Origin of the sequence: Oceanicaulis sp. UBA6590, assembly GCF_002433705.1 — a bacterium.
Taxonomy (GTDB): domain Bacteria; phylum Pseudomonadota; class Alphaproteobacteria; order Caulobacterales; family Maricaulaceae; genus Oceanicaulis.
This window is the reverse complement of the sequence record NZ_DJIQ01000041.1, coordinates 83,108-101,572: the sequence shown is the minus strand read 5'-3', so window position 1 is coordinate 101,572 and position 18,465 is coordinate 83,108. Positions and strand designations below refer to the sequence as shown.

Below are 18,465 nucleotides of genomic sequence, written 5' to 3'. Positions count from 1 at the left end.
AACATCATGAGTCTGACGATGAACACGAAACGCCGCACGCCCGGCGTGCTGTTCTTTGCATCCATGCTGGTGCTGATCTGGCTGACCATGATCACCCATGAAGCCGTGCACTGGCTGACCGGTCAGGCGTTGGGCCATGACATGTTCATGCAGCTCACCCGCGCCGGTTTCGTGCATGATGACGCCAACCCGACCCTGCTGGAGACAGCGCTCGTCTCGATCTCCGGCCCGGTCTTCACCTGGCTGCTGGGCGCGCTGGGCGTCTGGCTGGCGGTGAGCCGGAAGAGCTTTCTGGGCTATGAGCTGATCGTCGTGGCGTTCGCACAGCGTTTCCTGGCGCTGACCGTGGGGACGGTCGCCGGGGTCCACAATGACGAGGCGCGCGTCAGTCTGATGATGGGCCTGCCCTTCTGGGTGCTGCCGGTGATCGTGTCGCTGGTCCTGTTTGCAGGCGTGGTCATCGCCGCCCGCGCCACCCGCGCGTCCATCCTGACTCATGTGCTCAGCTATGGGGTGATCAGCATCGCCTTCACCGCAATCATCTTCGCCGACGGCACAGGACCGGGCGGTGACGGCTGCGGCGTGCTGTCAGACTATCTGCCGGACCGCTATGGCTGCGCAGGCTGATCACACAGCCCGCCGCCCGCCACTTCCAGCTCACGGCACAGCGCCACGGCGCCCTGCTCATCCCCGCCGTCTCGCAGCACCGACGCCAACCCGTTCACGGCCTCGACGTTCAAAGGGTCCAGCGCCAGCACACGGCGATACCAGAGCTCGGCCTGTTGCGGCTCACCTGCCTCGGCGCGCAAGCGCGCCACCGTCAGCCCGACTTCCGACTGCCAGGGCCGGATCGCGACAGGGTTGGCGGCGTAGTCGCGCGACATGGCTTCAAAACTGCGCGCCAGCAGGTCCGCCTGCCGCTCGGGATGACCCGACAGCTCCTCAAGCTCTGACAGGTTGATCATCGCCCCCCAGTTCTCAGGATCGATCACCAGCGCCCGGTCATAGGCCCGGCGCGCGGCGTCAAAATCCGACTGCGCCGCCTTGATAAGCCCCAGCGCCCTCCAGGCTCGCGCATGCCCGGGATCCAGCCGGGTCGCCTCTTGCGCCAGGGCCTCGGCGCGCTCAAGAGCCGCCTGAGACCGGGGTGTCTCCAACTCCCCCGATTGCAGCGCCTCGGTCAGGGTGGTGCGGTTCGCTTGCCCCTCCAGACCCCAGCGGATGACCCGTTGGGTGAGCGCGTTCGCCTGCCCGGCCAAGGCCGCTGCGTTCTGTGGATCGCCCGCCAGTATCCGCTCATAAAGGCGCAAGGCTGCTTCATTGTCAGCGCGTGTGTACTGGGCATAAAATCCGTCCGCGCGACTGAGCAGCGCACCGGCCTCGTCCGTTTGGGAGGCCATGGGCGGCGCGATGTCCGCAGGCTGGCGCAGGATCACGCTGGCCCCGACCAGAAGAACCACCAGCACCGCCGCAGAGGCCAGCAAGACCGTTGCGCTCACCCTCGGGCCCGTCTCAGTCTGCGCTTCCATAGCCGCGCCCAAGGGCGCCACCGGCATGATCAGACGATAGCCGCGCCGTGACACGGTCTGCACGAAGCGCGGCGATTTCGCGTCATCGCCCAGCGCCTGACGCAGCTTCCAGATGGTGCGCGAGAGGGCGTCGTCATTGACGCTGGCGTCAGGCCAGAGCGCACGGGCGATGTCGTCCTTGGAGCGCACCTCACCCTTCGCCTGAGCCAGATAGACCAGAAGGTCCATCACCTGCGGCTCCAGCTCGACCGGCCCCTCTTCGCTGGTGATGCGGTTCATCGCCGGTTCGACCCGGACCGGGCCCATCTGGAAGGGCGTATCAGCGCTCATGTCAGCTTTAATCCGGTAAAAGGAGGAATGGTCAGACAATCAGGAAGCGTCGGTCATGGCAATCTCGCCCCGGCCAGCCTCTCTGTTCAAGGCGCCCGCAAGAGGCGCTGAAACACCATGATGAGAGTACGCCATGCTATCGCGATCCCTGTTCGCCGGCCTTGTCGCCAGCCTTCTGCTCCCCGCCTGTCATGCGCAGGACCTTGTCCCGCCTCAAGACGCCCTGGCCGATGCGCAAATCCTGTATGACGGCTTGCAAGAGGCGCATTATGACCTGTTCGCCACGACACCCGAACCACTCTACGATCACTACTTTCGGGAGCTCCGCGAGGAGCTGGCCTCCGAACCCCGAAGCCTGCCGCAGCTGCATCGCGCCTTCCAGCGCTTCGCAGCGCACGCCCATTTCGCCCATACCCGTATCGAGGGCCTCAACCCGGGCTTTCTGGAGTATCTGTCAGACGACGACGCCCGGCTTTTCCCCGTGAGTTTTGAGGTGCGCGACGGCGAAGTGATCATCACCCAGGCGCCAGCGAATTTCCCGGCCCGCCCCGGCGACCGTATCATCTCGCTTGAAGGCGCAGCGAACTCTGACTGGCTGGCGCGACTGACGCGGAATGTCCCCGCCGAAACAGCCCCCTTCGCCTATGCCCAGATGGAAGGCAGCGAAGCCTATTTCGTCTGGCTCGAATACGGCGCGCGAGAGCGCTTCACGCTTGAGATCGAGAGCCAAGACGGCGCGCGGCGCACACTTGAACTGCCCGCAATCTCCTATGACGCGCTGATGGACCGGGAAGGTCTGTCCCGGCTGGATCTGAACGGGCGTGAGGCGCGCATGCTGACCGATGAGATCGCCTATCTGCGCCCTGGCCCCTTTTATGATCTTGAGGCGCAATCGGCGGAGACCGCGTATCTGCCCGAAGCGGTCTCGCGATTCTCCGACTTCGTGGACGCCAGCTTTGAGACCTTCCTCGCCTCCGGCGCAGAGGCGCTCATCCTCGATCTGCGAAACAATCCGGGCGGCAGCAATGCGTTCTCCGATCTGGTTCTGAGCTGGATCGCGGACCGTCCCTTCCGCTTTGCGTCCGACTTCCGCATCCGCATCAGCGAGCAGAGCATCGCTTCGAACCAGGCCCGGATCGATGCGGGAGATACCGGCTTATCTCGGACCCTGGCCGATCTTTATGACGGCGTTCCCGTGGGAGAGACGGTGAGCTTCGAGATCGACTATGTCCATCCGCGCGACGGGCGGCGCTTTGAAGGCCGGGTCTACGCCCTTGTGAACCGGCAGAGCTATTCGAACGCCGTCTCGGTCGGCGCGATCATTCAGGATTACGGCTTTGGCGTAGTGATGGGCGAAGCGACCACGGACATGGCCACCACCTATGGCGCGATGGAGCATTTCCCCTTGCCCCGCACCGGGCTTGTGGTCGGCTATCCCAAGGCCCTGATCATCCGTCCCAATGGGGATGAAAGCTCGACGCCGCTCATTCCGGATGTGCGTCTGCCCTCGCCCCGACTCGGCGATGAGGGCGACCGCGTCCTAGACGCAGCCATTACTCATGTTGAAGGCGTTTTGCGCTAGATGGTTATCCCGGCGGAGCCTTCCGCCGGGATGTCTCCTGCGCGCTCTGCATGCCATTCAGTTCAGGCCGCCTAGAGCAGAACGCCAGTCTGCGAGGCCGGATCCATGGGCTGAACGAGCCTTTCCACATCTTCGTCATCATAGAGCGTGGGCGGCTGAGTGTGGAACGGGCTGGAGCTGACCAGCCAGCTCAACGCTTCAAGCTGATTATCCAGATCGTCAAAGCGTGAGGCGCTCCACCCGTTCTGCATGAAGTCCATCGCGAGCGACATCGAAACCGCATAGTTGCACTGATACTCGTCACGCACGCGGATATGGCCCTCTACCGTGGGGGTTTTGATGTCGAGCCGCTTGGCGTTGAAGTCCATCGTCAGCCGGCCTCCGGAAAAGACGAACTCCGCTGAGCGTCGGCAAGACGCCTCGGGCATGTACTTGCCGCTGCTGAGAACGATCCGGGCCTGGCCAGGGGTCTCGAGAACCGCCGAGTAGAGCGTCGGGCAGCCTTTCTTGGGCGAGTTCCGGAAGGTTCCGACATTGAGTGAGAGGAGGTTTGAACGCTGCAGATCCACCTCGGCGCTCAGGGCCACCGTCACCGTATGGATGAACGTCTCATACAGCTCGCCGCTCTTGGTTGGATCCAGCGTCCACAACCGCCGATCATGGCTGGGGGACCGGTCGGGGCCTTCGAGGATCTCGATGCGCGCGGCCTCAAGCGCGCCCAGCTCGCGGGTTATGGAGGCATATTCCTTGGGCAGCCCCTCCGAGAATTCCAGATACTTCAGATACGATCTGTGAGGATTGTACAGATAGGTCAGCGGCAGCGACTTCTCGAGCGTGTAGTAACTGGCTGCAAAACCATCCTTGAACAGGACCGCCGCCCGTCGTTTCAGCTGCGCGATCTCGGACGTATGGGCTGATATCGGCTTTTCGACGACAAAGCGTATCCCCTCATCCGCCAGCAACTGGATATAATCCATGTGAGACGGCGTAGGCGTCGCAATATAGACAGGATGACGTTGCGCCTTGATCTGTTTCTCGATCTGGGCGGGCGGGGCGCCCTGAACCCGGAGCCCGGCAAGCGCCGCCTCGCCCAGCTCGGCGTTGGACAGCTCGTCCGTCATCACATCATAACGTCGGCCAGGAACCTCCAGAGCCTTCAAGGCCGGCAGAATGCGGTTCCGCGTCACATCGCCATAGCCGATGATCGAGAAGACCGTGGTCTGCTTGAAGCGCGTCTCCGGATACATCATCCGTAAATTGCCAATGATCAGAGCCAGGTAACACAATCCGAGCAGGCGCAATTCCCAGGCGCCCTGAGGGCTCGCATCTTCCCCCGCCCCACCGCCAAAAATGGCGAAGAACACATTCACCATCGGGCTTTCATAGAGGATCGAGAGCAAGGCGATCTGCGCGACCACAACGACAGGCAGAAGCACAAAGTACTCCGCTCGGTGGTACAGCGTATAATCGGGCTCAACAAAATTCCGGACGAACAGATAATAGAATATCCATCCGATCGTCTCGATGGTCAGCAGAATGACGACGGGCATGACGAACGGGCTGTATTTCAGCGCGTCGGGAAACAGGTTCGCCGCCGCAACCGCCACAATCATGACCGAGACGAAATAGCGCTCGGTATGGAGCGCGTGAAAATTCGGCCGCTTGCTGGAAGAGCGGTTGGACCAGTCCTTTCTGTACAGGCGCTTCCACCACTGCAAAGGGCTGATGAACCGGACCAGGGCGACCGTATTGAACAGCGCCCAGGCCAGCATCGAGTTGCGATCACCCCAATACCAGCTCGACCGCGGAGGGAAGGTCGTGATCGTTCCGATGAAACGCCAGACCCCGCCCAGGGTTCTGAGCAACCATCCCAGCAGGACTTCGAGCTTCTCTCTGATCGTCTCGGGAAGAGTCATGGGGCCATCATCGTGATGCGGATCACTGAAATCCCGCCAGGGTCTGCATCCTTGCCGGAAGTACAATGACGCAGGTTCGCCCTGCGTCCTCAAGGGCCGTGATCAAACAGGCTTCCGCAGGCAACGACAAGTCCGGCCGAGCCACGACCGGTGTCCAAGCGCCTGCATGCAAAAAACCCCGGCGGATGGCTCCGCCGGGGTCTTGTTCAGCTCTGCGAGAGGCAGATTAGCCGACGATCTCGTCTTCGGAGAAGAAGAACGGGATTTCCTGAGCGGCGGTTTCCGGCGCGTCGGAACCGTGCACGGAGTTGGCTTCGATGGATTCAGCGAACTCCTTGCGGATGGTGCCCGGCTCGGCGTTCTCCGGGTTGGTCGCGCCCATGACGTCGCGGTATTTCGCGATGGCGTCTTCACCTTCGAGAACCTGAACGACGACCGGGCCGGAGATCATGAAGCTCACGAGATCGCCAAAGAAAGGACGCTCCTTGTGCACGGCGTAGAAGCCTTCAGCCTGCTCTTTGCTCAGGCGGATGCGCTTCTGGGCGATGATGCGCAGACCGGCTTCCTCGATCTTGGCGTTGATGGCGCCGGTGAGGTTCCGCGCGGTTGCGTCGGGTTTGATGATGGAGAAGGTGCGCTGGATCGCCATGAATGATGGTCCCTGACTGGCCCCTCTGTCCTCGAGGGGTGAATGGATTTGCCGCGGCTTATAGCCATGCCGGACGAGTATGAAAACCCGTGTCCGCCATTGCGGCTGATGTCATGGCCCTAAAGCCCCTCAAATCCCGCCATGCGCCAGATTTCGTCAGGGCTGTACGCACTGAGCTCGACAATCCCGAGCCCGGAGTTCGCCATGGCGCGACGCACCAGCTCGGCGCCGGTGCGATAGCCGATCGCTTCACGGCCATCAGAATGCGCAAACATCCATTCGCCATAGTTGGCGTTCTGCGGCAAGGCGCGGATTTCCTCCGCCCAGGCGTTGAAGGTCGCGTCATCCAGCGGCGGATAGGCCGTCTCGCGACCTTCATAGTGCTCGGCATAGACATCGGCGAGACCTTCATTGGCCGCGGCTATCACGATACCGGGACCATAGGCGTTGTTCTCGATGGTCCAGCCCCGCGCGAGATGATGCATCTCATGCAGGCCTGTGCGCAGAAGTCCGGCGCGCGCCGCTGCTTCGGGACCGCCCGGATAGGTGACCGACATTTCCAGGACCAGCACGCCAGGGCGTTGCGCCCGGCCCGTCACCCCGCCCAGCGCATCCACGCCGGGACGGTTGATCGGGTGAAGCTCCACGGAAATCGCATCCGCGAGCTGGGGAAAGTCCGCTTTCGTGGTCTGATACGCCTGATTGAGAATATCCGAGATGAGGGCGCGCTCCGACGCGGTGTAGTCGTGCGTCTCGCTGGCCTGGAAGGAGACCGCCACGGCGGACTGGGCTCCGGCGACCTGTTGACCGGCGAGCGCGACCGTCGTTGTCCCTGTCGCGCCCAGCACCAGGGCGAGTGAGAGTGCTTTGAACATGACCAACCTGCTTGTTTTATGGTTATGCCCTCTGCCTAAACCCTGCTCATTTGGCTCTGGATTACCAAAAGCTGACAAATCGGAAAGCTTTCAGCCCGCCGTCCTCCGCGCAATCGACTTGCCCGGCGCGAGAGAGCGCGCTAACCGGCACGCCTCATGTTGCACATCAATGACCTCTCTCACCGCATCGACGGGCGCCTGTTGTTTGATCAGGCGACGCTGTTCCTGCCCGCCAAGACCCGCATGGGGCTGGTGGGCCGCAACGGCACGGGCAAATCGACCCTGTTCCGGCTGATCCTGGGCGATCAGAGCCCGGATGACGGCTCGGTCAGCGTGCAGCCCGGCGCCCGCATCGGCACCGTGGCTCAGGAAGCCCCGGCGGGTCAGACCTCGGTGATGGATTTCGTGCTGGCCGCCGACCTTGAACGGACGGCCCTGCTGGCCGAAGCGGAAACCGCGACCGATCCGCATCGCATCGCCGACATCCAGACCCGGCTCGCCGATATCGACGCCCATTCAGCCGAAGCGCGCGCGGGCGCGATCCTCAATGGTCTGGGCTTCAACACCCAGGACCAGGCCCGGGCCTGCGCGGAATTTTCCGGCGGTTGGCGCATGCGGGTGGCGATGGCGGCGACCCTGTTCGCCAAGCCCGACCTGCTGCTGCTCGATGAGCCGACCAACTATCTCGACCTTGAGGGCGCAGTCTGGCTGGAAACCCACCTACAGAAATTCCCCGGCGCCGCACTGATCATCTCGCACGACCGCGATCTTCTGAACGCCTCGGTGCACTCCATCGTCCACCTCAAGGATCTCAAGCTGTCCGTCTGGGAAGGCGGCTATGACCAGTTCCAGCGTCAGCTGGCGGAACGTCAACGCCTTCAGATGAAGATGGTGGAGCGTCAGGAAGACGAGAAACGCCGCCTGCAAGCGTTTGTGGACCGGTTCAAGGCCAAGGCCAGCAAGGCCAAACAGGCCCAGTCCCGCGTCAAGCGCATCGAGAAGATGCAGCCCATTGCCACCATGGTGGAAGACCCGGTCGCGCCGTTCGAGTTCCCCCATGCCGAGCGCCGCATGGCCAATCCGCTGGTGCGTTTTGACGAGTGTGAGACCGGCTATACCGAAGACAAGCCGATCCTGAAAAATCTCGGCATGCGCATCGACATTGATGACCGTATCGGGCTTCTGGGCCGCAATGGCGCGGGCAAGTCCACCTTCGCCAAACTGCTGACCGGCGCCCTGCCCGTCACCGCGGGCGCCATGCGCATGCATAAGAAGGCGGTGGTGGCCCATTTCGCCCAGCACCAGATTGACGCGCTGTCGCCCAACCATTCGGCCTACACCCATGTGCTGGAGCGTATGGAGGACGCGACCGAGGCCGAGCGCCGCGCGCGTCTGGCCCGCTTCGGTCTGCCGGCCAACCGTCAGGAAACCGCCGCCAAGAACCTCTCAGGGGGTGAGAAGGCGCGGCTCCTGATGAACCTCATCACGTTTGACGGCGCCCATCTTCTGATCCTCGACGAGCCGACCAACCACCTTGATATCGACAGCCGAGAGGCGCTGAAGGCCGCGATCAACGAGTTTGCGGGCGCGGTGATCATCATCTCTCACGACCGCGACCTGATCGAAAGCTGCGTGGATCGGCTGTGGCTGGCGGCGGACGGTACGATCAAGCCCTATGACGGGGATATGGACGATTACCGCCGCGAGCTGCTGGCGGGAGAAACCAAGCCCCGCGACAAGTCCAAACCTACGGGCGGACAAAAGACCCAGGACCGGCGCGATGCCGCGGCCGCGCGCGAAAAGATCAAACCTCTCAAGGCGCAAGCGGCGAAATGGGAGAAAGAGATTGAACGCCTCAAGGGCGTACTTTCCAAGATTGACGCGGGTCTCGCCGTCGATGGCCTGTGGGAGAAAGACCCCAATCTCGCGACCGAGCTGACCAAGAAGCGCTCCAGATGCGTCGACCTCATCGACGAGGCGGAGATGGCCTGGCTGGACGCGGAAGAAGCCATCGAGGCGGCGCAGAGCGCGCTCTGATCACTGCTGAATACGCCTAAAGTCGCGTGACCTTGGGCCACATTGCCTCTGTAGCTTTCCGGTGTCGGAATGGTCCGATCAAGACGTTTGTCAAAACGCGACCCCGGGGAGTTTTCAGTTGAGCCAGATGTACGACACGGATTTGGACCGTAACGCCGCCAACCATGTGCCGCTAAGCCCGATCAGCTTTCTGACGCGCACCGCCCGCGCCTATCCTGAAAAGCTCGCCGTGATCCATGGCGATATCCGCCGCAATTGGGGCGAGGTGTATGAGCGCTCGGTCCGGCTCGCCTCGGCGCTGTCAAAGCGCGGGATCAAAAAGGGCGATACGGTCGCGGTGATGGCCCCGAACATCCCCGCCTTCGTGGACGCCCATTTCGGCGTGCCCATGTCGGGCGCCGTGCTCAACGCGCTCAATATCCGGCTCGACGCGGAAGCCATCGCCTTCATCCTCAAGCATGGCGAGGCGAAGGTGATCCTGGTGGATCGCGAGTTTTCGTCCGTCATCGCCCGCGCCGTGCAGGAGATCGATGCAAAGCCGCTGATCGTCGATATCGACGACTCTCTGGCCGAACATGGCGAGCTGATCGGCGAGATCGAATACGAGGCCTTCCTGAAAGAGGGCGATCCCGGTTTCGACTTCCATCGCGCCGAGGATGAATGGGATGCGATTGCGCTCAACTACACCTCGGGCACGACGGGCGACCCCAAGGGCGTCGTCACCCATCACCGGGGCGCGTATCTGAACGCCGTGGGCAATGCGATGGAATGGGATATGCCCCATTTCCCGGTCTATCTGTGGACCCTGCCCATGTTCCACTGCAATGGCTGGTGCTTTCCCTGGACCCTCGCGGCCAAGGCGGGCGTCAATGTCTGCCTGCGTCGGGTCGAACCCTTCGCCATCCTGTCCGCCATCGCCGAGCACAAGGTCACGCATCTCTGCGGCGCACCCATCGTGATGAGCATGATGATCCAGCTGCCCGAAAAGGAACGGCCGGACTTTGACCATCCTGTCGCGATGATGACCGCCGGCGCCTCCCCGCCCGCCACGGTGATTGCGGGCATGGAAGCCATGGGCGTCAATGTCACCCACACCTATGGCCTGACCGAGGTCTACGGCCCCTCCATCGCCTGCGCATGGAAACCCGAATGGGATGAGCTGCCACTGAAGGACCGCGCGCGCCTGAAGGCGCGTCAGGGCCTGCCCTACATCACCCAGGAAGACCTGATGGTGGCGAATCCTGAAACCATGGAGCCCCTGCCCTGGGATGGCAAAAGCCTCGGGGAGATCATGATCCGCGGCAATGCGGTGATGAAGGGATATCTCAAGAACCCCGCCACCACCGAGAAGAGCTTCAAGGGTGGCTGGTTCCACACCGGCGACCTGGCCGTCACCCATCCGGATGGCCATGTGGAGATCAAGGACCGCTCAAAGGACATCATCATTTCGGGCGGGGAGAACATCTCCTCGGTCGAGGTGGAGGATGTGCTCTACAGCCATCCCGATGTGGCCGCCGCCGCCGTGGTCGCCAAGCCCGACGCCAAATGGGGCGAGACGCCCTGCGCTTTCATCGAGCTGAAAACCGGCGCGATTGTGACGGACAAGGACATCATCGCCTTCGCCCGCGAGCATCTGGCCCACTTCAAGGCGCCGCGCCTCGTCGTGTTCGGCGAATTGCCCAAGACCGCCACCGGCAAGATCCAGAAATTCATGCTCCGCGAACGTGCGCGAGAGATGCATTAGGGGTCAGGGTCAGGTCAGGGGCGTAGAAGTTGTGGAGCAAGGCCACGTGACTCGCGAATAAGATTGCCTGCTTCATCGAGGCCTACGCCTAATCCCAGCTTTCGACGGAGATCAAAGAATGCCTTCTCGTCTTCACAAGGCTTGGCGAGCATGTGTGAAAAGGCGTCGAGCCAGTTCTCTGTCCCGTGCTCCGAACGGTTCATTGCGGCCTCCTGATGGATTGGGCTGTTGCTCCTTGATGAGAATTAGCTCCAATTCTTTCCCTTATAGAGCGACCTTGATATATTTATCCTATGCGAGAGAACCCAAATCAATCAAACTCTTCTCAATTCGGGAACGGATCAGTTGAGTTTTACCGTTGGAAAACCCCATTTGAAAATATGGGGTGCGAGATCATAGAGGTCGCCTTCGCACCCAAATTACATTGGTCCAAAAAATCTGAGCCCGTATACCGGGGCAAATCGATAATAAAATCTGGTTTCAATGCAGATCTGATTAGCCTGATTGAAGACCAGAACGGCCGATTCTACACGATCATTTTCGAGAAAATTGTCGCGATGCGGCTCTTGGATGAAGCTGGCCTTACTGAAATCTGGCAAGCATCGGCTCAATTAGGAGGTAGGCCTGGCCAAACGACTTTTAAAGTTCGCAATCATGCTTGGACGAAGGAAAGCAGCCTAGAATTCATTCAAACTGAGGGTTGGTCCTATATAATAGCGACTGAGAACAATTGCTTGGAAATAGTCAGTGTCAGCGTCCCCGAGATAGCAGAGAGCCTCTCGCTCCCCGCCTAAGGGCTTTCCGTGAAGAAGAAAGCCTCAACTTACCCGCACTTCACCTCAAGGATCGCGCCGTCTTCACCGACCACGATGTTGAGCCGGTTCGGGCGGTAATCCATGGTCACCGGATCATCGATACCATAGACGCGATGCGGGCGCGGCAGGCTGTCCGTGTGCACCCCGCCCACGGGCTGGCCGACCAGCACCTGATAGGCCTCGGCGGCGCAGGGCTGGGGCTCCGGCATGGGGTCTGGCTGGCCCCCCGCATTCGGGTTCGTCGTCGAGGCGGTCGTCGCGCAGGCGGTCAGCGTCAAACCGGCGACGAGGATAACGAGTGTACGGATCATGCCTTGCGCTCCCAGCGGCCCATTTCGTTCTGACGCCAATAGCTAATCGCAATATCGGACTTTTTCTGGGCAGCCCAGAGGGCGCGGGCCCGCGCCAGGCTTGTCTCGTCGCTGGCTTCAAACATCACCACCACCCGGTCCCAGGCGGACACATCCCCCGGATCGGCGCCATCGAGGCAGAACAGCATGCTGGCGGAATTGAGATTATCGGTGCGATCTGACAACACGATCGGCTGATGCTCCACATGCTCGGCGTCGGCGCGACCATGGGGCAGGAAGCTCTCCTCGCGGAAGGTCCACAAATGGCTGTCGAGATGATCGAGCCGCGTCTCTTCCTGACTGCACACCACGGCGCGGCCGCCCCGCTCCATCAGCTTGGTCAGAAGTTCCGGCAACGCCTCGTCAACACTGGCGTTTTCCAGATGATAGAACCACAGCTCGGCCATGTTGCGTCCTGAAAGGCGACGCCCCCGGCGCATGGCCGGGGGCGCTGCGGCAAGGGCGTTAGCCCTCGAAGTTGTCGCGCACCAGACGGTCCAGCAGACGCACGCCATAGCCGGTGCCGAAGGTCGGGATGCGCGGATCCTTGGAGCCGGCGTTCATGCCGGTGCCGGCGATGTCGATATGGATCCAGGGCTTCTCGTTCACGTGACGCTTGAGGAATTGCGCCGCGGTGATCGAGCCGGCCAGACGGCCCTCGCCCACATTCTTCATATCCGCATTCGGGGTGTCGATCTGGCGGTCGTATTCCGGACCGATCGGCAGACGCCACACGGTCTCGTCCGACGCCTTGCCCGCCTTCTCCAGCTTGCCGACCAGATCGTCGTCATTGGAGAACACGCCTGCATGCTCATGGCCCAGCGCGATCAGGATGGCGCCGGTCAGGGTGGCGAGGTTGATCATGAATTTCGGATCGAAGCGGTCCTGCGTGTACCAGAGCACATCACCCAGCACGAGACGGCCCTCGGCGTCGGTGTTGTGGATCTCGATGGTCTGACCGGACATGGATTTGACGATGTCGCCCGGACGCTGGGCATTGCCGTCAGGCATGTTCTCGACAAGACCGATGACGCCGATGACGTTCGCCTTGGCCTTGCGACCGGCAAGCGCGGCCATCAGGCCGACCACGGCGGCGGAACCGCCCATATCGCCCTTCATTTCGTCCATGCCCTGACCCGGCTTCAGCGAGATGCCGCCAGAGTCAAAGGTGACGCCCTTGCCGATGAAGGCGAGCGGCTTATCGCCCGACTTGCCGCCATTCCACTTGATGACGACCATCTTGGATTCGCGCACCGAGCCCTGGCCGACGCCCAGAAGCGCGTGCATGCCCAGCTTTTCCATTTCGGCTTCGCCAAGAACCTCAACCTCAAGGCCCAGCTTGCTAAGTTCCTTGACTTTTTCGGCATAGCTTTCCGGGTAGAGAACGTTCGGGGTCTCGTTCACGAGATTCCGCGCCAGGGTCACGCCCTCGGCCACCGGCGCCCAGTCGGCCCACAGCTTTTCAGCCGCCGCCGCGTCAGAGGACACGATCTCGACGCTCTGCACGGACGGTTTCTTGTCGTCGCTGAGCTTGGTGCGGTAGGTGTCGAAGCGATAGGCGGCGAGGCTGGCGCCCAGCGCGCCGCGGCACAGCAGCTCGGCGTCGCCATCCAGATGCACTGAGACGGATTTCGCCCCCGAGATCAGGATCGACTTGATCACGCCTGCAACCGCCTTTTCGGCGCCATTGCCGTCGAGCTTGGCCTTGTCGCCCAGACCGAAGAGCACGATGCGCGTCGCATCCACGCCCGCCGGCGCGGTGATTTCCAGAAGGTCGCCTGCGCCGCCCTTGAAACGGGAGGCCTCGATGGCGCGGGTCACCGCGCCGGACGTTGCCGAATCAAGCGCCTTCGCAGCGTCAGACAGGGCGCGATCAGCGAAGACCGGCGCTGCAATTGCATCACCCGATGCGGAGGCGGCAAACGAGATTTTCATGGCAAACCTTTCCAGTATCTGCAAGATTTCGGCGCGCGAGACCCGCGCGGCCTGATGGAGAACTCCATGCGAGCAGTGGTATCGCATCCCAACCCGCGTTAGAAGATGCGGTCTTCATGAATGCAGACTGCTCGACTGACCACACATTGGCGCCGAATGACCCTGTTTCAACGCTATACATTCAGACAGGCGCTGTGGCCCTTTCTCGGCGCCATGGCGGCGCTGACCGGGCTGGCGGTCCTGACGCAGTCGCTGTCCAATCTCGATCTGATGGCCGAGCGCGGGGAAACGGCGCTCGTCCTGATCACCATCACCGTGCTGGCCATGCCGCAGGTCATCGCGCTCCTGCTGCCGATCGCCGTCTTCCTGGCCGTCGCCATCGCGCTGAACCGGCTGACGAGCGATTCCGAACTCACCGTCGCGGCCGCCGCCGGGATGAGCCGCTTCCAGCGCGTCAGCCCCTTCCTGCGCCTCGCGATCTATGTCGTGCTGGCCAATCTGGTCATCAATCTGTTCGTTCAGCCCGCCAGCTTCCGTCTGATGCGCCAGCAATTGTTCGAGATTCGCACTGACCTCGCCGCCAGCTTCATGCGCGAGGGCGAGTTCGTGCCGCTGGGCGACCAGGTGACCTTCTATGTGCGCGAGATCAGCGATGATTCCGTGCTCAATGACGTGTTCATCATGGATGACCGCACGGGTCAGTCCGCTGCTTACGCTGCACGGCGCGGCCGCATCGCCGCAACCGATCGCGGACCGGTCATGCTGCTTGAAGACGGCGTGCGCACCCAGGTGGACCAGTCGGGGGTGCTGACCAATCTCAGCTTTGACAGCACCAAGGTCGAGCTCACCCTGTTTGTGGACAACACAGCCTCGCTCTTCTTCAAGGAAAGCGACAAGTATCTGCCTGAGCTCCTGCGCCCCACTCCCGCCGACATCGCCCGGGCCGGCGGCAAGGGGCGGCTCTACGCCGAAGGCCATTATCGTCTGTCGGCGCCGCTCTACAATCTCGCCTTCGCGCTGATCGCGCTGGCGGCCTACATGTCCGGAGAACACCGCCGCATCGGTTATGGCCGCAATCTGATCATCGCCGGCGCCAGCGCGGTCGTGTTGCGTCTGACCGGTTTCGCCATCCAGGCCGCAGCGGAATCCGATGACGCCATGAACGCCGTCCAGTACCTTGTTCCGCTGATCGGAATCGCCGTCGCCATCGCCATCATCGGGCGCCCCCGCCGCCGCGCGCCCCGGGCCGAGGCGACCCCCCTCACGTCGGAGGCGACGGCATGATCGGTCGTCTGTGGCGTTACCTCTTCATCCAGACCCTGATCGGCCTTATTGGCGCGGCGGTGATCATCACCGCCGTCATCCTGCTGATCGACTTTGTGGAGACCTCTCGCGATATCGGCACGCGCGTGGGCATTTCCGCCTTCCAGGCCCTGCATCTGTCGCTGTTGAAGGCGCCCTTGCTGGTGCAGGACACCCTGCCCTTCATCGTGCTTTTCGGCGTGCTGTTCACCTTCTTCCGCCTGAACCGCCGGTCCGAGCTGATCGTGATGCGGGCGTCCGGCTATTCCGCCTGGCGCATCCTGGCGCCGGTAGCGATCCTCGCCGCCCTCACCGGCGCGATCAGCACGCTGGCGCTGAACCCGCTGGGGGCCGCCTCCAACGCGCGGTTCGAAGCCACCCGGGAGGCGCTGTTTGAGGGCGAAGGCCAGTCCAGCGGCGCCAACCAGTCCGGCCCCATCTGGCTGCGCGAGACCACCGCGACCGGCTACATCATGATCACGGCCCAGCAACAGGGCGGCGATGACGCTACGCTGACCGAGCCCGTCTTTCGCCAGTATGTGCTGTCTGAGAGCGGCGCGCCCCTGCTTGATCGACGGATCACGGCGGAGCGGGCCGAACTCAATGGCGGTTTCTGGAGCCTGACGAACGCCATTGAATACGCGCCCGGCGGACAGGCAACGGAGCTGGGAGACGTGGCCCTGCCCACCAATGTGGGACGCCAGGCGCTGTTTGAGCGCGCAAGGTCGCCCGGCGCGGTGTCCTTCTGGCAATTGCCCGCCGTCATCGCTTCGGCGCGGGACGCCGGCCTGTCTTCGCTGGCCTATGAGCTGCGCTGGCATGGTTTGCTCGCTCAGCCCCTGATGCTGGTGGCCGCCGCCCTGATGGGGATCGCCGCAACCTTGCGCCTGCATCGCCTGGGGGGCGCGGCCGGATTCGCCGCCGCCGGCGCGACAGCGGGCTTCATCCTCTATTTCAGCCAGGAGCTCATGCTGGGCCTGGGCGCCTCGGGCGCCATCACGCCCCTGACCGCCGCCTGGACCACGCCGGCGCTGTTTTCACTCGCCGGTTTGTTCTTTATCGCCGCCACAGAAGACGGCTGATGCGTGGACGATGGCGCCCCAATCCGATACATGGCTTACTGGGGCTTGGCCAAGGGACTGAACACCGATCATGAAAGCGTTGTACCGATCTGCGGCGGCGGCCGCCCTTCTTGCGGCGACTGCAGCGCCGGCGGCGATGGCCCAGTCCGTCAGCAATGATCGGGTCTATCTGGATGCGGACGAGCTGATCCAGGACCGCGAGCAGGGCCTGTATATCGCGCGCGGCAATGTCCGCGTTCAGACCGGCGATCGCGTCCTGTTCGCCGAGGAACTCACCTACAACCCCGCCATCAATCGCGTGATCGCCAGCGGCGGCGTGCAGATCTTTGACGGCGCCGAACCTGCGCAATTCGCTCAAGAGGTCGAACTCAGCGATGACCTGCGCGAGGGTGTGGCGCGCGGATTCACCACGCTTCTTGAAAACAATGGCCGCGCTGCGGCGGGCGCCGCCCTGCGCCGTCCGGACGGTTCGGTCGAACTGTCGAACGCCTATTACACCGCCTGCGAGCTGTGTGCGGATGGCGAAGGCGAACCGACCTGGCGCCTCCGGGCGAGCCGGGTGGTGCGCGACACCCAGAACAAGGTCATCTATTACCGCAATGTGCGGCTTGAGATCCTGGGCCGACCGATTCTCTACTCGCCGGTCTTTGCCCATGCCGATCCGTCCGCGGCGCGCCAGTCGGGCTTTCTCTTCCCGGTGCTGAACAATTCTAGCCGGCTCGGCTTCACCTATCAGCAGCCCTATCTGTGGGCGATCGGTCCGTCCCAGGAGCTGATCGTCTCACCGCGCTACATGAGCAAGGTGAACCCGCTGATCCAGCTGGACTGGACCCGGCGTTTCTATTCCGGCGAGATGAGCATCCAGACCAGCTTCACCTATGATCAGGAGTTCGATCAGGACGGAAAGTTCGGCGAGGAAGAGCTGCGCGGACACGTTTTTGCGGACGGCCTGTTCAACTTCACTCCGAACCTGCGTTGGGGTTTCGGGGTCGAGGCGGTCAGCGAGGATCTCTACCTGCGCCGCTATGGCTATGAGGAATCGCCGGATCGCGCGGATGGGCTGTTCACGATCGCCGACCAGCGCATGCTGCTCAATCAGCTCTTCTTCATTGGCGATGGCGAGCATTTCCATGGCGACGCGACCGTCATCCATTTCAACAAGCTCCAGCAGAATGTCGATGACGACACCCTGCCCTTCATTTCACCGCTGATCCGCTTTGGCGCCCAATTGCCGATGCCGAACTGGGCGGGCGATCTCGATTTCAGTTTCAACACGGTCAATCTGCATCGCAATGCCGGCGATGATTACACCCGCGCCAGCCTGGGCCTGGACTGGACCCGTCCGACCATCCTGCCGGGCGGACTGAGGGCGGAAGCCTTCGCCATGGCGCGCGCGGACGCCTATGCGTTCAACGAGACAGACTCCAATGGCGACGAGATCGACCAGACCAATCTGACCCGCGCCCTCGGCGCCGCCGGTCTTGATCTGAGCCTGCCCTTCGTGCGCCCCGGCCAGTCGGTGAACTGGCTGATCGCGCCCCGCGCCGCCGCCATTTTCGCCAGCAGCGACAATGCCGACCAGACGCCCGTCAATGTGGACAGCGCCTCGATCGAGTTCCAGCAAAGCCAGCTGTTCGATGCGGCCCGCGCGAATGGCTATGACCTGTGGGAAGATGGCGCGCGCGTGGATGTCGGCCTGACCGTCGCCGCGAACTGGGATGGCGCCCTGCCTGGTGAGGTCGAGGTGTTCGCCGGCCGCAGTTTCCGACTGGATGGCGAACAGCGATTCCCGGCGTCGAGTGGACTGTCCGATGATGATTCTGACTGGATCAGTCAGATCCAGGTGGATATCGGCCGGTTCGACCTGGACGCCCGCGCCCGGATTGATTCTGAAACCCAGGAAATCAACCGTCTGGACCTCACCACAGGCTTTGAAGCCTGGCGCGTCTCGATGAATGCCCGCTACACCCGCCGCACCGACGCCGCCTCCACCCGCCAGCTTGAGGAAGTGACGGCCCGGGCCGGCTTCGCGCTGACGGATGAATGGTCCGTCGTCTATGACGGCGTGATCGATCTGGAAGAAAACGAAGTGCGTCGCCAGCGCGCGGGTCTTCAGTATCGGGACGAGTGCACGAACCTGCGCATCCTGTGGGAGCGCGACAATATCGACGTCGCCAATCTGGGCCCGAGCGATTCCGTGAAACTGGAGATCGTTCTCTTCACCCTGGGCGGGCTGAGTGATGATTAACGCCTTACACGCAGTCCGGCGATTGCGTCGGCGCCGTGTATCGGTATCTTGCCTGAACACCTCTAACCCTA

General features: G+C 62.6%; 14 protein-coding genes. 7 read left to right on the top strand and 7 right to left on the bottom strand.

The window, feature by feature from the left end; genetic code table 11:
• Nucleotides 1-6 precede the first annotated feature (6 nt).
• Entirely contained in the window at nt 7-627 is a 621-nt protein-coding gene (locus tag B2Z70_RS09155) for a hypothetical protein (RefSeq protein ID WP_292982664.1), read from the top strand.
• On the opposite strand, the gene B2Z70_RS09150 is transcribed toward B2Z70_RS09155, so the two are convergent.
• Nucleotides 609-1,859, bottom strand: a complete 1,251-nt coding sequence (locus tag B2Z70_RS09150) for a winged helix-turn-helix domain-containing protein (RefSeq protein ID WP_292982662.1) — start codon at nt 1,857-1,859, stop codon at nt 609-611. The genes B2Z70_RS09155 and B2Z70_RS09150 overlap by 19 nt on opposite strands.
• Nucleotides 1,860-1,992: 133 nt before the next feature.
• On the opposite strand from B2Z70_RS09150, the gene B2Z70_RS09145 reads away from it, so the two are divergent.
• A complete protein-coding gene (locus B2Z70_RS09145; RefSeq protein WP_292982660.1) occupies nt 1,993-3,441 on the top strand; it encodes a S41 family peptidase in 1,449 nt (482 codons plus the stop codon).
• Between the two features lie 71 nt (nt 3,442-3,512).
• On the opposite strand, the gene B2Z70_RS09140 is transcribed toward B2Z70_RS09145, so the two are convergent.
• The 3 genes from B2Z70_RS09140 to B2Z70_RS09130 form a co-directional block, all read right to left on the bottom strand.
• A complete protein-coding gene (locus B2Z70_RS09140) occupies nt 3,513-5,357 on the bottom strand; it encodes a Gfo/Idh/MocA family oxidoreductase (protein WP_292982658.1) in 1,845 nt (614 codons plus the stop codon).
• Between the two features lie 226 nt (nt 5,358-5,583).
• Nucleotides 5,584-6,006: a nucleoside-diphosphate kinase gene (ndk, locus tag B2Z70_RS09135; protein ID WP_009800610.1), complete on the bottom strand. Its 423-nt coding sequence runs from the start codon at nt 6,004-6,006 to the stop codon at nt 5,584-5,586.
• 119 nt (nt 6,007-6,125) lie between these two features.
• On the bottom strand, nt 6,126-6,881 hold the full coding sequence (locus tag B2Z70_RS09130; protein ID WP_292982655.1) for a DUF2268 domain-containing putative Zn-dependent protease: 756 nt from the start codon (nt 6,879-6,881) through the stop codon (nt 6,126-6,128).
• A gap of 156 nt (nt 6,882-7,037) precedes the next feature.
• On the opposite strand from B2Z70_RS09130, the gene B2Z70_RS09125 reads away from it, so the two are divergent.
• Nucleotides 7,038-8,918 (top strand): ABC-F family ATP-binding cassette domain-containing protein, encoded by a 1,881-nt coding sequence (locus B2Z70_RS09125; RefSeq protein WP_009800422.1) that lies wholly within the window; start codon nt 7,038-7,040, stop codon nt 8,916-8,918.
• Between the two features lie 127 nt (nt 8,919-9,045).
• The gene (locus B2Z70_RS09120; RefSeq protein ID WP_292982740.1) at nt 9,046-10,662 is read left to right on the top strand and encodes an acyl-CoA synthetase; all 1,617 of its coding nucleotides are present in this window, start codon (nt 9,046-9,048) and stop codon (nt 10,660-10,662) included.
• Between the two features lie 823 nt (nt 10,663-11,485).
• Here B2Z70_RS09120 and B2Z70_RS09115 read toward each other — a convergent pair.
• From B2Z70_RS09115 to B2Z70_RS09105, 3 genes are read right to left on the bottom strand one after another with little or no spacing between them, the layout of a single operon-like run.
• Nucleotides 11,486-11,788, bottom strand: coding sequence for an I78 family peptidase inhibitor (locus B2Z70_RS09115; RefSeq protein WP_292982653.1), 303 nt, complete (start codon nt 11,786-11,788; stop codon nt 11,486-11,488).
• Complete coding sequence (locus tag B2Z70_RS09110) at nt 11,785-12,234, bottom strand: DNA polymerase III subunit chi (protein WP_292982651.1); 450 nt, start codon at nt 12,232-12,234, stop codon at nt 11,785-11,787. The genes B2Z70_RS09115 and B2Z70_RS09110 overlap by 4 nt, the downstream gene beginning before the upstream one ends.
• 58 nt (nt 12,235-12,292) lie before the next feature.
• On the bottom strand, nt 12,293-13,762 hold the full coding sequence (locus B2Z70_RS09105) for a leucyl aminopeptidase (protein WP_009800428.1): 1,470 nt from the start codon (nt 13,760-13,762) through the stop codon (nt 12,293-12,295).
• 156 nt (nt 13,763-13,918) lie between these two features.
• Here B2Z70_RS09105 and B2Z70_RS09100 point away from each other — a divergent pair, with 156 nt between their 5' ends.
• From B2Z70_RS09100 to B2Z70_RS09090, 3 genes are all read left to right on the top strand, one after another.
• The gene (locus B2Z70_RS09100; RefSeq protein ID WP_292982649.1) at nt 13,919-15,046 is read left to right on the top strand and encodes an LptF/LptG family permease; all 1,128 of its coding nucleotides are present in this window, start codon (nt 13,919-13,921) and stop codon (nt 15,044-15,046) included.
• Nucleotides 15,043-16,146, top strand: coding sequence for an LptF/LptG family permease (locus tag B2Z70_RS09095; protein ID WP_009800430.1), 1,104 nt, complete (start codon nt 15,043-15,045; stop codon nt 16,144-16,146). Before B2Z70_RS09100 ends, B2Z70_RS09095 begins: the two co-directional genes overlap by 4 nt.
• A gap of 70 nt (nt 16,147-16,216) precedes the next feature.
• Nucleotides 16,217-18,394, top strand: coding sequence for an LPS-assembly protein LptD (locus tag B2Z70_RS09090; protein WP_292982646.1), 2,178 nt, complete (start codon nt 16,217-16,219; stop codon nt 18,392-18,394).
• The last annotated feature ends 71 nt before the right edge of the window (nt 18,395-18,465 follow it).

Coding starts and splice junctions, on each gene's coding strand:
- B2Z70_RS09155 (WP_292982664.1), top strand. CDS start 7: ATGAGTCTGACGATGAACACGAAACGCCGCACGCCCGGCGTGCTGTTC.
- B2Z70_RS09150 (WP_292982662.1), bottom strand. CDS start 1,859: ATGAGCGCTGATACGCCCTTCCAGATGGGCCCGGTCCGGGTCGAACCG.
- B2Z70_RS09145 (WP_292982660.1), top strand. CDS start 1,993: ATGCTATCGCGATCCCTGTTCGCCGGCCTTGTCGCCAGCCTTCTGCTC.
- B2Z70_RS09140 (WP_292982658.1), bottom strand. CDS start 5,357: ATGACTCTTCCCGAGACGATCAGAGAGAAGCTCGAAGTCCTGCTGGGA.
- ndk (WP_009800610.1), bottom strand. CDS start 6,006: ATGGCGATCCAGCGCACCTTCTCCATCATCAAACCCGACGCAACCGCG.
- B2Z70_RS09130 (WP_292982655.1), bottom strand. CDS start 6,881: ATGTTCAAAGCACTCTCACTCGCCCTGGTGCTGGGCGCGACAGGGACA.
- B2Z70_RS09125 (WP_009800422.1), top strand. CDS start 7,038: ATGTTGCACATCAATGACCTCTCTCACCGCATCGACGGGCGCCTGTTG.
- B2Z70_RS09120 (WP_292982740.1), top strand. CDS start 9,046: ATGTACGACACGGATTTGGACCGTAACGCCGCCAACCATGTGCCGCTA.
- B2Z70_RS09115 (WP_292982653.1), bottom strand. CDS start 11,788: ATGATCCGTACACTCGTTATCCTCGTCGCCGGTTTGACGCTGACCGCC.
- B2Z70_RS09110 (WP_292982651.1), bottom strand. CDS start 12,234: ATGGCCGAGCTGTGGTTCTATCATCTGGAAAACGCCAGTGTTGACGAG.
- B2Z70_RS09105 (WP_009800428.1), bottom strand. CDS start 13,762: ATGAAAATCTCGTTTGCCGCCTCCGCATCGGGTGATGCAATTGCAGCG.
- B2Z70_RS09100 (WP_292982649.1), top strand. CDS start 13,919: ATGACCCTGTTTCAACGCTATACATTCAGACAGGCGCTGTGGCCCTTT.
- B2Z70_RS09095 (WP_009800430.1), top strand. CDS start 15,043: ATGATCGGTCGTCTGTGGCGTTACCTCTTCATCCAGACCCTGATCGGC.
- B2Z70_RS09090 (WP_292982646.1), top strand. CDS start 16,217: ATGAAAGCGTTGTACCGATCTGCGGCGGCGGCCGCCCTTCTTGCGGCG.